Annotated in this window: 12 protein-coding genes and 1 riboswitch; of the genes, 10 read left to right on the top strand and 2 right to left on the bottom strand. The window is 40.9% G+C overall.

What is annotated here, in order from left to right; translation table 11 throughout:
- Nucleotides 1-133: 133 nt before the first annotated feature.
- A complete protein-coding gene (locus tag I4V44_RS16110) occupies nt 134-916 on the top strand; it encodes an EFR1 family ferrodoxin (protein ID WP_118588103.1) in 783 nt (260 codons plus the stop codon).
- Nucleotides 917-1,196: 280 nt separating this feature from the next.
- On the opposite strand, the gene I4V44_RS16105 is transcribed toward I4V44_RS16110, so the two are convergent.
- Nucleotides 1,197-1,400 (bottom strand): hypothetical protein, encoded by a 204-nt coding sequence (locus I4V44_RS16105; RefSeq protein WP_020993865.1) that lies wholly within the window; start codon nt 1,398-1,400, stop codon nt 1,197-1,199.
- A gap of 342 nt (nt 1,401-1,742) precedes the next feature.
- Between I4V44_RS16105 and iadA the strand changes: the two genes are divergently transcribed.
- Nucleotides 1,743-2,882, top strand: coding sequence for a beta-aspartyl-peptidase (gene iadA / locus I4V44_RS16100; protein WP_008704262.1), 1,140 nt, complete (start codon nt 1,743-1,745; stop codon nt 2,880-2,882).
- Nucleotides 2,883-2,960: 78 nt separating this feature from the next.
- Here the strand turns inward: iadA and I4V44_RS16095 are convergent, their stop codons facing one another.
- Nucleotides 2,961-3,803 carry a MurR/RpiR family transcriptional regulator gene (locus I4V44_RS16095; protein WP_008704261.1) on the bottom strand — a complete coding sequence of 281 codons (843 nt, stop codon included), beginning with the start codon at nt 3,801-3,803 and terminating at the stop codon, nt 2,961-2,963.
- A gap of 204 nt (nt 3,804-4,007) precedes the next feature.
- Between I4V44_RS16095 and I4V44_RS16090 the strand changes: the two genes are divergently transcribed.
- From I4V44_RS16090 to I4V44_RS16055, 8 genes are all read left to right on the top strand, one after another.
- Nucleotides 4,008-4,256, top strand: coding sequence for a hypothetical protein (locus tag I4V44_RS16090; RefSeq protein ID WP_020993867.1), 249 nt, complete (start codon nt 4,008-4,010; stop codon nt 4,254-4,256).
- A complete protein-coding gene (locus tag I4V44_RS16085) occupies nt 4,257-5,735 on the top strand; it encodes a sodium/pantothenate symporter (RefSeq protein WP_118588101.1) in 1,479 nt (492 codons plus the stop codon).
- Nucleotides 5,736-5,756: 21 nt separating this feature from the next.
- The gene (locus I4V44_RS16080; RefSeq protein ID WP_118331507.1) at nt 5,757-6,518 is read left to right on the top strand and encodes a creatininase family protein; all 762 of its coding nucleotides are present in this window, start codon (nt 5,757-5,759) and stop codon (nt 6,516-6,518) included.
- Nucleotides 6,519-6,810: 292 nt separating this feature from the next.
- Nucleotides 6,811-6,996, top strand: coding sequence for a hypothetical protein (locus I4V44_RS16075; RefSeq protein WP_227194820.1), 186 nt, complete (start codon nt 6,811-6,813; stop codon nt 6,994-6,996).
- 15 nt (nt 6,997-7,011) lie between these two features.
- Nucleotides 7,012-8,697, top strand: coding sequence for a recombinase family protein (locus I4V44_RS16070; RefSeq protein ID WP_118409678.1), 1,686 nt, complete (start codon nt 7,012-7,014; stop codon nt 8,695-8,697).
- A 98-nt stretch (nt 8,698-8,795) separates the two neighbouring features.
- Entirely contained in the window at nt 8,796-10,085 is a 1,290-nt protein-coding gene (locus tag I4V44_RS16065) for an SANT/Myb-like DNA-binding domain-containing protein (protein ID WP_118759591.1), read from the top strand.
- Between the two features lie 317 nt (nt 10,086-10,402).
- Complete coding sequence (locus tag I4V44_RS16060; protein ID WP_196002962.1) at nt 10,403-13,774, top strand: hemoblobin-interacting domain-containing protein; 3,372 nt, start codon at nt 10,403-10,405, stop codon at nt 13,772-13,774.
- A gap of 467 nt (nt 13,775-14,241) precedes the next feature.
- Nucleotides 14,242-14,332: riboswitch (cyclic di-GMP riboswitch) on the top strand.
- 384 nt (nt 14,333-14,716) lie between these two features.
- The coding region (locus tag I4V44_RS16055; RefSeq protein ID WP_196002961.1) for a PAS domain-containing protein at nt 14,717-16,026 on the top strand (1,310 nt) is incomplete at its 3' end.

Genomic DNA, 16,026 nt, shown 5'->3' with positions numbered 1-16,026 from the left:
TGACTTTCTGTATATGGTGAGTTTGATGGAAAACAGATCAATGATACTGGAGCAGGGCTTCCGCGGATATTGAGAAAACGGAACGAATGTGATATCTTTTTATTAGGATAAAACGACGCGAGGAGGAAATGACATGGTTGTTTATTTTTCAGGAACGGGAAACAGTAAATATGTAGCAGAGAGGATTGCCGGCAGCTTGCAGGAAAAACTGCTCTGTATGAACGAACAGATTAAATCGGGTGATACCGGAACTGTTAAGACAGGAGAGAATCTGGTAGTGGTGGTACCGACTTATGCATGGAGGATCCCGCGTGTGGTTTCTGACTGGATCGGACAGACAGAATTTGTCGGGGCGAAGAATGTCTGGTATGTGATGAGCTGCGGAAGCGGTATTGGTGGCGCAGATATATACAATCGAAAATTGAGTGAGAAAAAAGGATTAAAGCATATGGGGACGGCACAGATCATTATGCCGGAGAATTACATTGCCATGTTTAATGCTCCTGATGTGGAGAAAGCAAAGAAGATCGTTGCGGCAGCAGGTCCTGATATTGCTAAAGCTGTGTTGGCGATCAAACATGGAGAGAAGCTTCTGTCAAAAAGTGGCCTGGGTGCTTCTTTTGAGAGTGGTCTGGTGAATGATATCTTCTATGCGGCATTTGTAAAGGCAAATGCATTCCGGGCGGATCAGACATGTACCGGCTGTGGCAAATGTAAAAAATTCTGTCCGTTAAACAACATAACACTAAAAAATAAAAAGCCTGTATGGGGAAAGCATTGTACGCACTGTATGGCCTGCATTTGTTATTGCCCGGCTGAGGCAATCGAATATGGCAGGAAGAGTGTTGGAAAGCCCAGATATTGTTTTGAGAATCTGGGGCTTGAGAAATATGACTATAGCAATCCTCTAAAATAATGCATCTTAATCCAGTCCATCAGAGTGTGAAATCTGCGTCAGATATTTTTGCCTTGCGTCAGCACGCCTACAGATATCTTCCTTGTCTTTCGCACTCTGCTGAACTGTCTTAAATGCATTATTTACGAGGATTGCTATAGACGGTCGTAAATTGCAGGCAAGATATGGAACATAAAAAAGTATCTGATAAGGGGGTATTAGATCATGTCTGCTTATCAGATACTTTGTTTATGCTTCTGGCTGTGTTCGTGTCATCAGTTGATTAGTTTGATATTTACGATTAATTCTCGAAAAATGTGACAGTAAAACCATCAGTTCCTATAGTTACGTCAGAAATAGTATCATTATCCCAGAGAGCATCCGTAATGACAGACTTTAAGGCTTCGTCCAGAATAAGATTAAATTCTTCTTCGATAAGTGAGAATGGAACCAATTTCTGGACTTCTGCACATTCCAGAATAAAATTAAGTATTTTTTCTTCCATGATAAATCCTCCTCGTAAAATTCCATACAGCATATATTACAATAGACAAAGTAATCTGTCCACCTTAGATTTTATTTTTGATAATTCATTATGGTACGATACAGGTGGCGGTATATGACAACCGATTAGAAATTACTTCTTCAGGAAAGCTGCCAATGGGACAAACATTCATATCGGATGTACCTTGATGGTGGAGATATATAGCTAATTATTCAGAACTTTCATAGACAAAACGGATTCCATCGTATATACTTTGAGTAGAAACGAAAAAAGAAGAGTAACTGTTCATGATAGTTTGGAGTATCTGCGTAATGAACAGCTACGGGAAAAAGGGGAACAGTTATGTTATTGGTAAAGAATGCAGAGATTTACGCACCAGAATATCTCGGTAAAAAGGATCTTTTGATTTGCGGGGGAAAGATTGAATGTATACAGGATTCCATCAGAGAATTGCCTGTGGAGTGCGAGGTGCTGGATGCAGAGGGCAAGATTCTTACTCCCGGATTTTTAGATCAACATGTACATATCACCGGAGGCGGTGGAGAGGGAAGTTTTCATACGCGGACACCGGAATTACAGATGTCGGAGCTGGTAGAGAACGGTATCACAACAGTGGTGGGACTTCTGGGTACGGATGGTATCACCAGGAGTGTGGACAATCTTTATGCGAAGACCCGGGTACTCTGTGAGGAGGGCGTGAGTGCTTATATGCTCACAGGTGCTTACGGATATCCCAGCCCGACTATCACAGGTGAAACAGACAGGGACATCGTATTCGTGAATGAGATTTTGGGTGTGAAGCTGGCGATATCTGATCACCGGGCACCTAATGTGACTGGTGATCAGTTGGTTCAGATTGCAAGTAAAGCTCGTGTGGCGGGAATGCTCAGTGGAAAGCCAGGCATTGTGGTGCTTCACATGGGAGATGACAAAGATGGTCTTGCGCCGGTATTCCGGGCATTGGAGGTGAGTTCTGTTCCTGTACGGATTTTCCGTCCCACTCATGTCAACCGGAATGAAAAGTTGCTGGAAGAGGGCTACGAATTTCTGAAGCGGGGAGGTTATATTGATCTGACCTGCGGTATGCACACTTCACCGGGAGAATGTGTTCTGGAGGCTAAAAAGCGGGGACTGCCCACAGAGCATATCACAATGAGCTCTGACGGACACGGAAGCTGGTCTAATTATGCTGAGGACGGCAGCCTTCTGGAGATAGGTGTATCTGGTGTGGATGCACTTTATAAAGAGTTGAAATATATGGTACAGGTTCTGGGAATGACTCTGGAGGAAGCACTGCCTTATATGACCTGTCAGGTTGCAGAGGGGCTGGATTTACTGGGAATCAAGGGAACTGTGGCAGAGGGGGCCGATGCGGATCTGTTGCTGTTTGATCAGGATCTGACGCTGGATACTTATGTAGCCAGGGGAAAGATCTTTATGAAGCATGGAGAGGTGATTCGAAAAGGCACCTATGAGAAGTAAAAAGAGAATAAAAACGAAACCGGATATATGGCTTTCTGTTGGAAACCTGTATATCCGGTTTTGTTTTTGGGCTAAAAATCAGGATGGCAAAGTGTCGATAAAAATCTGCCGTTCAGATGGTGATACACTATCGATGACAAGACAGGATGCCAGAATATTGAGCATAGCCATAGGTGCAGTCATAGAGTTATAAAACAGCTTCGTAGATGTGGGACAGAGAAGCAATAGTGTGCTGTGCGCAGCTGCCGGTGAAGTATCACTGTCTGTGATGGTCAGAATCGGTACCCCTGATTTAGCTGCTTTTTTAGCAATATTTCCAATCGGAAAATAATAGCGGGGGAAAGAGAAAAAGATTACCAGGTCACCATCCGTCAGCTGTTGGATAATCTTCTGGGTGACTTCCAGATCCGATAAATCAATCAACGCAGAATTCAAGTACAGAATTTCCAAACGGCTCTGTAAAAATTTGCCGGGAACCAGAGAAATATCATGGGCAAAGATGTAGATACGGGTGCTTTTCCGGATTTCATCAGAAGCCTTTATGACAGATTCCAGATTGATGTTGGTAATAAAATCAGAGAAAACTGCGGCCTCTGTATTGCAGATTTCATGAAGCATTTGTTCCCGCTCGGTGTCTTCGCCTGAGGTACGCTCTGGCAGAAAAAAGGAAGAAGAGGAGGCCTGCTTAATCATTTTTTGGGTATAGTCCCGAAACTGCTCCTTTAAGTCCAGAAAGTTGGAGTACCCCAGTTTTTGACAAAAACGAAGCAAAGTCAGCTCGGAGGTACCGGTCTGATGGCTTAGCTGTGCCAGTGTAATGTAGCTGATTTCCTCCGGATTAGCAATTAGATAATCTGCGATTGTTTTCTGCTTTTTTGTCAGGGCAGGATAAAGTTTTTGAAGATGCTCTAAAATATCCATAGATATTACACGATGTCCTTTCTTTGCATGGTGCATGCAATGTTTTATATTTTTTTCATAAAAATATAAGTAAAAACTTTACAAATTTATTATAGCATGTATAATGGAAAATATAAAGTAAAGTATATACTTAACAAAAAATCGAAAGAAAATCATAGTATATATTACATGATTTTCTTTCGAAAGCAAAGGAGGAAAAAGGCTATGAAGAAACTTTTTGAGAAACACTTCGAACGGACATGGTTGATTATTTTTCTGATTATGTTTGTATTAATTATGATTCCGTTCCCGTTTTTCTACAGCGAGACGTATATTCCCGCATTTGGTGGTGTTCCACTCTATATATTCGGATGGATTGTTCACACTGCCATTACATTTGTGCTGATTATTGTTTATTATCGCATGTGTATGAAGAGAAAAGAATATCACACTTATGATGAGGAGGACAAATAAATGAATGGAGCAGCAGTAATTCAGCCAGCACCGATTCCTTTCTATACAGTTCTGGTACTTTATCTTGGAATTATGGCATTTATTGGTTGGTACGCAGGACGTAAGACGAATAATATTGGCGATTTCTTTGTATTGAGTGGAAAAGCTGGCGTGGTAGTAAGTGGTATTGCATATTTCTCAACTCAGTTTTCCATGGGAACATTTCTTGGTACACCGGGAACCATTTACGGTGTAGGCTATGCAGGAATGGCTATTTCTGTACCTGGAGCTGTGTTCTGTATGATTCTTCCGGCTCTTCTGATTGGTCGCAAGCTGATTACCCTTGGTCATAAATATGGTTTTCTGACCATGGCTGATTACTTGACAGATCGTTATCACTCCAAGAATATGAGCGGTGTTTTGGGCGTGATGATGCTCTTCTTCCTGGTTCCGATGATGGGTGCACAGATTATCGGAGCAGGCGTTATTGTACATGTATTTACCGGACTGCCTGAATGGGTAGGCGTTGTGGGAATGGGTATCATTGTCATTCTCTACTGTATGACTGGTGGTATGAAAGGTGCCATGATGACAGACGTTATCCAGGGGTCTCTGATGATTGCTACTGCAGTGGTTACTTTTATTGTATCTATAGTAATGGGTGGAGGTTTCTCTAACATTAACCATACACTTCAGAGTATGAATGAGGCTTATCTGACCTTCCCGGGTGCTAACGGTTATATGCCTTGGACTTATTATGTATCCAACATTGTGCTATGGTCGTTCTTTACCATGGGACAGCCTCATCTGTTTACCAAGTTCTTTGCCATGAAGGATCATAAGACCATGTTCAAAGCAATTCTTCTTGGTACTGCAGGTATGTTTTTCTCTGCAACTCTGATTGAGTGGGCCGGTGTAAATGGTATTGCTTCCATTCAGAATATTGAGAAGGCAGATCAGATTATTCCTATGATTCTGCAGAGAGGCATGAATCCTTTCCTGGCTTCCATTTTCATCGCAGGTATTGTGGCAGCAGGTATGTCCACAATCGATGGTATTCTGGTAACGACTACCGGTGCTGTTACCCGTGATATTTATCAGAAGATTATCAATAAGGATGCTACAGATGAGACTGTTATGAAGTTGTCCAAGGTAGTAACTGTAATCATCGGTATCATCGTAATTTGCTTTGGTGTATTCCAGCCAGGCAGTATTTTTGAAATTAACCTGTTTGCATTTTCAGGAATGGCAATTTTTGTAGTGCCGATTCTGTTTGGAATTTACTGGAAGAAAGCAACAGCGAAGGGAGCAATCGCATCGGTTATAGTAGGTATTATTTCACTGTTGCTCTTTACACTGAATCCGTCTGTCAAGGCGTTGGCTATGGGATTCCATGCACTGTTCCCAACTACGATCATTGCTTCTATTGTAATGATTGTAGTAAGTAAATTTACAGAAACTCCGCCGCAGGAGACTATTGATCGTCATTTTACAGTATAAAAGTTAGGAGGCGTATTTAAAATGTATCTTGCAAAAATGACTACAGCACAAGCAAAAGAGGCTTTTGAGAAGGATCCGATTATTGTGATTCCGGTGGGAAGCACCGAGCAGCACGGAACACAGGGTGCGTTGGGAACGGACTTTATGGTACCGTCCTATCTGGCGGATCATGTGGAGGATGTAGATAACGTAATCGTAGCACCTACTGTTCCATACGGTGTATGTCCTTATCACTTAAGCTTTGAGGGAAGTATTAATATTGGTTATGAGGGACTGTATATGGTTCTGCATGGCATTATGGACTCTCTGATGCAGCATGGCGCAAAACGTTTTGTAATTCTGAATGGCCATGGCGGCAATACTCCATCCATTGACCGGGCAGCTCTGGAGGTATATCATAAAGGTGGTGTATGTGCCAGCGTAGACTGGTGGAGTCTGGTAGCTCAGCTGGACAAGAAGTTTGAAGGCGGCCATGGTGATGTTCTGGAGACCTCAGCTATGATGGCAATTGCTCCGGAATCAGTACATCTGGAGCTCAGCAAGCCTATCAATGCACAGGATCCTTCTGAGAATATGAAAGCGGCTTATATCCAGGCAGTTAATTTCAAGGGGGGTATCGTACGTCTTGTGAGAGATACCAAAGAAATTGCTCCAAGTGGCTGGTTCGGTCCTTTTGATCCGAAAGATTCTTCCGCAGAACTTGGACAGGAGGCCCTTGATTTGGCAGTATCCTATATCCGTGATTTTCTGGAAGAAATGAAGCAGATAGAACTGTCTTCCTGATATATATCTGAAGGGATGGGGGTGTCGTAAAATCATCAAATTAGATGATTGAGCGATGCCCTCGCTTTATATGTGTAAAAAACCGGAAAGAATCTTTTGAACTGTTAGATCTTTCTGGTTTTTTACGTACTTTAAGCAGTTAGTCTATGAAAAATAGGTTAGCTGCTTTTTTTCATCTCAAAAACAATTATCTTTGAATCAGTTATAATAATTTTATGAAATTCATCATATTACCGCTGGATAGTTCTATGCCAAATTGCACATTATAACATACAGAACAGGAGGAATGCTTATGACATTGGAACAGGTTGTACTGACAATGATTAACGACAAAATGCTTGATAATGGACAGATTTCCGAAAAACTGCACAGCAGTATCCAGAAAGACATTATAACCTTGAGTACATTCAATACAGTAGTCGCGAAGAATGGAGAACAGATGGACAGTTCAGATGAATATTGCCAGCGAATCAGTTGATTGGAAAGGAATAAGATGGATATTTATGCAACACGTGAGGAACTGAAATCCCGGCAGAAAAATATATTTGATCTGAAACTGAATGTGGCGTATTATGCCCGAGTCAGTACGGATAAGGAGGAACAGAAAACCTCTATTGAGCATCAGTGGACTTTTTTTGAACAACTGATTTCAGACGTAAAGAATTGGACGCTTGTGGATGGTTATATAGACGAAGGAATCTCCGGTATTACCGTAACCCACAGAGAGGAATTCCAGAGAATGCTCCAGGATGCAAAAGCCGGTAAAATTGATCTTATCATAACTAAAGAGATCACCCGTTTTGCCCGAAACGTATTAGACAGTATACGATATACAAGAGAGCTTCTGGACTGTGGAACTGCTGTCTGGTTTAGGAATGACAATATCAATACATTAGATGAGGATTCGGAACTCAGGCTGTCAATTATGTCCGGTATTGCACAGGAAGAAAGCAGAAAACTTTCAAGTCGTGTGCGTTTCGGTCATGCAAGATCCATACAGAATGGTGTGGTTCTTGGTAATTCACATATATATGGATGGGACAAGCGAAACGGAAAATTGTTTTTGAATCCCGAAGAGGCAAAAATGGTACAGCTTATTTTTGAAAAATATGCTCTGGGAAACTGGTCTACCCATTCACTGGAACAATTTTTATGGGAATGTGGATACAGAAATTATAAAGGGGGAAAGATTGACAGCCATGTGATTGCCAATATTATCCGAAATCCTAAATATAAGGGTTACTATGTTGGTGGAAAAGTAAAAATAGTTGATCTCTTTACTAAGAAACAGAAATTCCTGCCTGAAGATGAATGGGTGATGTATAAAGACGATGGTACCCATGTCCCTGCAATTGTGGATGAAAAACTGTGGGAAGATGCAAACAGGATTCTGGAAGAAAGAAGTAAAAATATCAAGTTGAAAAAAACTTCCTATAAGCAGGACAACCTTTTTACCGGACTTATACATTGTGCGGAAGATAAAGCTGCATACTGGCTGAAAGTCAGAACTGTCCGCGGAAAAGCCGCAAAGACCTGGGTATGCAGTCATCGCATAAAACAGGGCGCAGTTTCCTGCAGATCAAAACCGGTAAAAGAAGAAATCCTGCTGGAGATGATATCGGATGTTTATAACAATCTGGCTCAAAGCAATAAAAGTATATTGCATAAGTATCTGGAACTTTATGAGAAAGAGATTAACAAAACAGAAGGAACTGAAGAAAAAATTGACAACATACAGCATGAAATAACAGTACTGGAACAGAAGAGAGATAAACTGCTGGATTACAATATGGGCGGCTACATTTCTGATGCGGAATTTTTAAGCAGAAACAAGGTTTTTACACAGCAGATAGCAGAGAAAAAAGCGAATCTGGAACAATTGAAAAGCATGAAACCTCTTTCAAAAACAGAATTGACAGATCAGATGGACAGGATATTAGACTATGCAAAGGAATATTCCTGCGTAAAACCCAAAGATATCACCAGAGCCATGATTGAAAACACAATCAATAATATAGAAATAACTCCGGTTAATGAAAAGAAAGCAGAAGTGATGATCGTATTTAAAAGTGGAAGTCTGCACAGCTCTGAATCTGTTATTCCGGCACTGGGACAGGAAAAAACTTATACTACGGAGACAGGGTATGAATATGTTGTACATTCAGGAATTTCTATGTAGATATTGCACTCACATATGGAATTCTTTTGCGAAGGTTACGAAAAGTAAGAAGTAGTGAATATTTCAGTTTGAAATAATATATAAAACAGGTGTAAGACATGGCAAATACGAAAAAAAGATGGACAGCCGATGAAATCGAAATATTAAGAAAGTACTATCCCGCAGAAGGAGATCAGGTCTGTGAAAGATTATCCGGAAGAACTGCAAAAAGCTGCAGGATCCAAGCATCAAAAATGGAAATATCCAAAAACATTTCCTCTTCAGCAACTGTACAGAATGATGTTAAATATGTCAGATTATGGACAGAGGCAGAGGATAAAATACTCAGAGAGTATTATGCTGCGGAGGGCAGTAAGGTACGTTATCGCTTAAATCAGAGATCAGCAGAATCCTGCAGAGGAAGAGCTGCTGCATTAGGACTTACTTATTCCGGGGCAAACAGAAAATGGAGCAGCAGCGAAGATGAAATTCTGAGAAACTATTATCCAACAGAAGGTGCTGAAGTTCAGAAAAGACTGGAGGGAAGATCCAAAGAGGCATGTAATAAAAGAGCTGCCAAATTAGGTCTTTGTATACAGGGAAGAAAAGAATGGACTGCAGAAGAAGATGAAATTATAAGAACATATTACAAAGCGGAAGGCAGGAAGGCAGCAGAACGATTGGAAGGGAGAACTCTGACTGCCTGTCAGTCCAGAGCTAAGTACTTAAATGTCAGATCAGACAATAACAGACTTCCATGGACACAGGAAGAGGATGCGATCATTTCCCGATATTATGAAGAAAAAGGTGCCGGATATGTGCATACTCTCATTCCTGAAAGATCTCTTCAGGCATGCAAATACAGAGCGATGATTCTGGGATTAAGCAGGAAAACCAATGATCCATGGACAAAAGCCGAAGAGAAGATACTGAAGAAATACTACCCGGTTGAGGGCAGCAATGTTTATAAACGTCTGAATAACCGTAGCAGAAATGCCTGCATCAGCAAGGCAGCCCAATTACATCTGCAATATGGACAGCCTATGTATAAAGGACCTGTATTGGATGAATGGATCATACTGGCAGTGAAACAGGGGATCACAAAAGTAAGACAATCTATGACATACAGTGAGATAACCTTTAAACCCGGAAAACTCCCTGAACTGCATCTGAGACTGGAATGTGATGAAACCGGAAAATTCAGGGTTTATGAGAAGTCTGTTCTTTTGGATGAAAAAGAATATGACAGGCAACGGGTTGAGAATCTCGCGGATACAATGGGACTTCAGATAGAAGGAAACAAAATTACTTTAAACAGCAGCGAAAAAGAGATAGAAGATGATATTTTCAGACTGATAGCAGGATGTTACCTGATTTATTTCCTGCATTATTTTATGGGATTGCCATAATTGCTCTATTCTGTCTTATCTTGCTGTGAAATGATAAAAATTTGTCAACAGGATACTGCTTGGTTTATGAGATACTTTCTCAACAGATGCAGAATAATTCTCTTGCATTTTCACGCAGGTTAGAATATACTAACCAACAGAGTTAACCAAAGCAAACTATTGCGTGATTTGATCATTTAAATTTCCACTGAAGAAATGGGGTGAATCGGATGATTTTATTCGCTTCATCTGAAATGAGATGATACACAGATAGCTTCAAGTCAGGGACGAAATATCTTTTGCCCCTGATATCATATTACAGGAGGAGAAAGAAACAGATGAAGAAAAGAATGGCAATTCTGATGTCTATGGCAATTGCGGCAAATATGATTGCTTCTGTACCGGTATGTGCAGCAGACATATTTACAGATTCAATGACTACGGATTCAGCAATCACACAGGAGGCAGATGATGATTCCTTTAGTGATGGATCGGGAACACCGGATTTTGCGGATGAGCAAGAGAATGTACAGGCGGCTCAGGATGAGGGTACACAAAGTGCGAAAGAACCGCCGGAGGTGACGACAGAATATGAAAGTGGCTTTTTTGCGAATGTTTGTAAACTAAAAACTTCTCTTGACCCAAGGTATGTTGAGAAAATTACAGGAATATCTGTTAATGGAACAGAGTGGAATGAAGTAACTGGTTCGTGGGATCTTAAAGGAACAACATATATTAAAAAAGACTCAGACGGTTATGTTGGACTATCTCCGGATACACTTAAGGTGGGTGATAAGATTGTAATCACCAGTGACGGATACAAGGATCTTACTTTAAAGGTAACAGGAACCGGACAGCAATGGGCTGTTGAAAAAGTAACTTCACAGACTGAACCTGAACAGACCAAAGATGCTCCGGCATTTGCAGGAGATCAGGTGGAAATTTTATATACAAACTACAAGATCATTCAACTAACTGATGTAAATAATGATTCTGATTATATCAGTAAAATCACAAAAGTATCTGTAGATGGTAAAGAATGGGCTAGAACGGATTCTGCAACAGCATTATATGGCAGAAAAGCATATTATCCGGACAGCAGTAATAATCGTGTTGTATTTGATTCAACTGTACTTCATACTGGAAATGTCATTACAATAAAAAGTGATGGATATAAAGAACTTTATCTTAAGGTAACTGCAGAAGGAAATGATTTCACAGTTATTGCAACTGATTCCGGTGAAACTAATATTAACGGTGCATCTAACGGAGTGAACACTCTTCATGTCAGATTAAAAGGATACTTCGAAAGCGCTGTTACAGGGCAGCAGAAATACGATGCAGTTTCAGGGGCATCCACTTCTGTTTCATCCAACAAAAACAGTAATGTAGTTGTGGAAGCAGCTGATCTTCCGGATGGGCAGGAACCTGTTGAAGCTGACTGGAAGGAGTTAAAAGAAACAGGTGTAAAAATTGACACAAAAAATACAAAGGTAAACATTGACAGTAAAAGTGGAATGGCAGGGATGTATTCCACATATGACAGTTCTCTGTCTCTCAGCGGAACTCCTGCTAAAATCGGTACATATCCTGTCAGTGTTACAGTAACTGATGAATCAGGGCGTAAAGTAACAAGTAATGAGCTTACTTTCAAGGTTTATGGTACGAATGAAAAACTGGCAGATCATCTGAATCTTGACAATGCAACCAAGACTGCAGATGGAAAATATATGTACGATATGGATCCATGGGTAATTCCTGATTTTAATAATACAGATGATATTGTAACAGTCCCGACAGAGATTAAAGCCTGGTATGGCTCTCATACCAGCGGTACATATGGAGAACTGGGATATGCTGTTTCAGAGGGAGATGCTACAACTCAGACATTGATCATACCGGGTGGATGTAACCTTACAATGGTCAATATGAAGGTTCTCAGCAGTGTGAAGATAAAAGTTGAAAATGGCGGAACATTGAATCTGAGAGATTCTTCTATATATGGACAGATTGAAGTAGAAAATGGTGGAACAATATCTGTTAACCATGATGATTATAGCGGAAAATTCCTGACAGGTACTTCCATTAATGGACAACTGATCCTGAACGATGGAGCGACCATAAAGAATTCCATGATTTACTCCAACACTAATTTCCTTCCCAATGGAACACAGGCACGTCACAATACATCACCCGTTGTTGTGACAAACGGAAATGTAAAGGTGGAAGGAAAAGTATATATCAAAGGTGATGAAGCTGCCACAGGAACAGATCCTGCCACAGGAAAAAGCTACAGCGGACAGCCGGCCCTGAAAATCAGCAGCGGAACACTTACTGTTGGTAAGGGCAGCCAGCTTGCAGTATACGGTGGAGGAAACATAGCAACTACTTTTGTTGGCGGTGCAGCGGTGATTCTTGACAACGGAACGATTTCCGGAGCAGGAACGTTGATTGCTGTTGCAGGACGAGGAGATGGTGATAACGGTGGCAATGCAGTTGAGGGCACCGGAAATGTAGAAATAGCAAAAGCATATCTGGAGGGAGGTTCTGCTTATTCATTTATGAACAAAAATGCGGAGCCAGGTAAAGCGTATACTGAATCTGTCATTATATCTCCTTCTACAAAAGGAACAGCAGTAAATGGTAAAAAAATAACTTCCAACAGTGAATCTGCTCCGGATACATATTGGAGTGACATTACAAAAACACCAGATGATAAAATTCAGAACTGTACTATATCAGATACCACAATCATACAGACCGTAAATCCATCACCATCGGTAAATCCATCACCGTCGGTAAATCCGTCACCATCAGTGAATCCAACAGTAACGCCGGTACCAACTGTCGCTCCGATACCGGATACTTACCCGGAGGGAACTGAGAAAGATAAAAATGGAAATCTTGTTACACCGGAAGGAATCGTGATCAGCTCAGATGGAACTGTAACACTTCCGGATGGCACAAAGCTGACACCTGATGCAGATGGTAAAAAGCCAACTGTAAATAAGGATGAAACTGTAACCGATACCAAAGGAAATACCTACAGTACAGACGGCAGTATCACAGATTCAGACGGAAATTATACCAGACCTGCAAAAGCAGTTATAAAGAATGTATCTGTTTCCAAAAACTCTGTAAAAATGGTACTGAATGAAGAGTGTAAGGGTGCTCTGAAATATGATTATGTGATCGGCACCTCTGAGGATATGCTCAAAACAGGACAGTATACAAAGGTTCTGAAAAATCAGGAAGAACTGAAGTCTGCGTTTGCATATATGGATAAGGGAACCTGGTATGTAGCGTGCCACGCATGGTTTAAAGGGGAAGATGGCAAAAAAGTATTTGGACAGTGGTCTGAGATCCATAAAGTAGATGTAAGTGCCACCACGCCACAGACACCTGTGATCAGTAAGGTAACTGTGAAAGGTTCCACAGTGACAGTAAAATATACGAAGAGCAAAAACTCTCAGGGATATGATGTGGTTCTCAGTGACACCCTTACCATAACTAACGGACAGAAGCGCCCTGCTGTTTCCGGAGAGAATTATTATGTAAAAAAGATAAAAGGAAATACGGTAACTGTTACATTTAAGAACGTTAAATCAGGCACTTATTATATTGGTTTACATGCATGGAACCGTACTTCTGAGGATAATTCAAAAACATTCAGCGAATGGTCAAATGTCAGAAAAGTTAAAATGAAATAAAAAATTGTGAATAATGGTTGAGTAAATCAGAGGGGATACCGGCAATGCATATTATACATTGCAGTATCCCCTCTGATTTGTCAGGAATGTTGCAGAGATTTCGCTTTTAAGAAAAAAGATACCAGTTTTACTAACAGTTTATGTGGAAAACCGGAAAGAACCATACGGAATAAAAAGTGTGTATTGGAACCGTTACTGTTCAGGGGTTAGCTGGACAGTAACTTTCCATGTTTATAGATTCGATTTTATCATAGGCGGTATGAAAGAGGGTATATTGGAAATGGCGAATGGGCATTTTTCCGCGAGATTAGAAAAATAAACAGCAGGTCCTCACCCACTGCTTATTGCTTTTCGTAACCTCCACAGGGGAGTTACTTGATTCGGTTAAAATATATGTAAATTTTCCACCAAAATATTATTGACGTAAGAAAAGCCACATGGTATTTTATTTTTGGAAAAACTGAAAATTATTTTAAAGGCAAACCTGTTGAAAGGCAGGGACGCAAAGCCAGAAGGGACTAAAGTCAGAAAGTTTGACCATGTCAGCCGGTTGCCACTGTTTCCATATCATCATAATATATGGAAAAGATGTTTGAACAGAAGAGATTCCGATACCTTTTATACTATATAGATGTGTGATTTTAAAGAAATATAGTAGGGACACTGGCAGATTTTGGAAGGTGTCCTTTTTGTATGCAAAAATGGGTAACAAAACTAGTGTACCAACAAGTTGATTTCTAGAACAATCTTGCGTCTAAATTTCTTATTTCCGCGTTGTCGTCGGTCGCCGTAGCCACCGCTACGCCTCCTTCCTCCGCCTTGAAATAAAAAAATTTATCCTGCAAGATTGTTTCAAGAATCAACTTGTCGGCACACTAGCAGGGACAAGTTTTCTGTATACAGATAAAAGAAGGCATAAGACAGAGAGAGGATTTTTATAAAATGAAAAATTATGAAGACAAAATATATTCTTTAGGTGAGACTGTAACGGGGCAGACACAGACCATGTCACAGGCCGTACAGAAAACACTGGAAAATAATGGCGGGGTAGGTATAATGACAGGATCTTATGACCAAAACCTGTCTATTTTGTCTGTGAATAATCTGCTGTTGCATAGTACGGGACATACATTCGATACTTTCATGGAACAGACAAAAGGCTCATTGAAAAACTTCTTTTATGGCGAGGAAGATATACTGGATCGAGACCGTTTTTTGCAGCTTCACGGAACAGGGGAAGCACAGATCCTTACAGCAGACGGTACAGTGAATAATGTACGGCTTTGTAAAGAGGATGCGACAGATGAGGCGGGCAGACAGATCTGGGTTATGTCCGTACAGATTAACTGGGATCATGTAAATCTGGCACTGCTCAATGAGGCTATCTATTCCGGCTTCTGGTATTTTGACTGTGACAAAAACAGTGAGATTGTGAATGCAAACTGGAGTCATGAATTCCGAAAAATGCTTGGTTATCATGACACTCTGGACTTTCCGAATAAACTGGAATCCTGGTCAGATCTTCTGCATCCACAGGATAAAGAAAGAGTAATGGTGCAGCTTCAGGCGGCAATTAAGGATAAGACGAACCAGATAAAATACCAGGTAGAGTATCGTATGAGAATGAAGGATAATCAATACCAGTGGTTTCGGGCATCGGCAGAAGTAATACGCCGTCTGGATGGTTCTGCCAGCAGAATTGCCGGGATTTTTATTAACATTGATGCGGAGAAAAAAGAAATTATGCAGGCACAAAAATCTGCTGCTTTCCATCGGGCTTTTACGAAAGCAGATCTGTGCGAGTATTATGTGAATCTGGAAGCGAATACTTTTGATACCTTTAAGGTTGAATCGTCCCTGATGACCGTCTTTGAACAGAGTCATACATGGGATGAACTGATACAGCATTTTGTGGATTCCTATGTTGTGGAAACAGATAAGAAGGCGGTATCCGCTTTTTATAACCGTGATTATATTGCAGAAAGGCTGAAGGGTCTGGAAACAGAATTGGCTTTGGAGTGCCGTATCACTCTGAATGGAGAAGAGCGATGGGTCCGCAATGTGGTCATACGTGGAGAGATAGAGGATTCAGAATATGCCATGATCTTTCTGCGTGATATCACAGAGGCAAAGGTAGAGAGTGCACGGCATCTGCAGATGGCAGCAGATAATGCCTCCATGGAGCAGCTGATTCAGAGTATCGTACGTCTGGTTGACCGCTTTGTTGTCTGTGATCTGGAAAATGACAGATA

This window comes from Blautia sp. 1001283B150304_161114_C9 (genome assembly GCF_015668165.1).
GTDB lineage: Bacteria > Bacillota > Clostridia > Lachnospirales > Lachnospiraceae > Blautia_A > Blautia_A wexlerae.
Note: the sequence above shows the minus strand (reverse complement) of the source record. Positions and strands in the feature narration are given on the sequence as shown.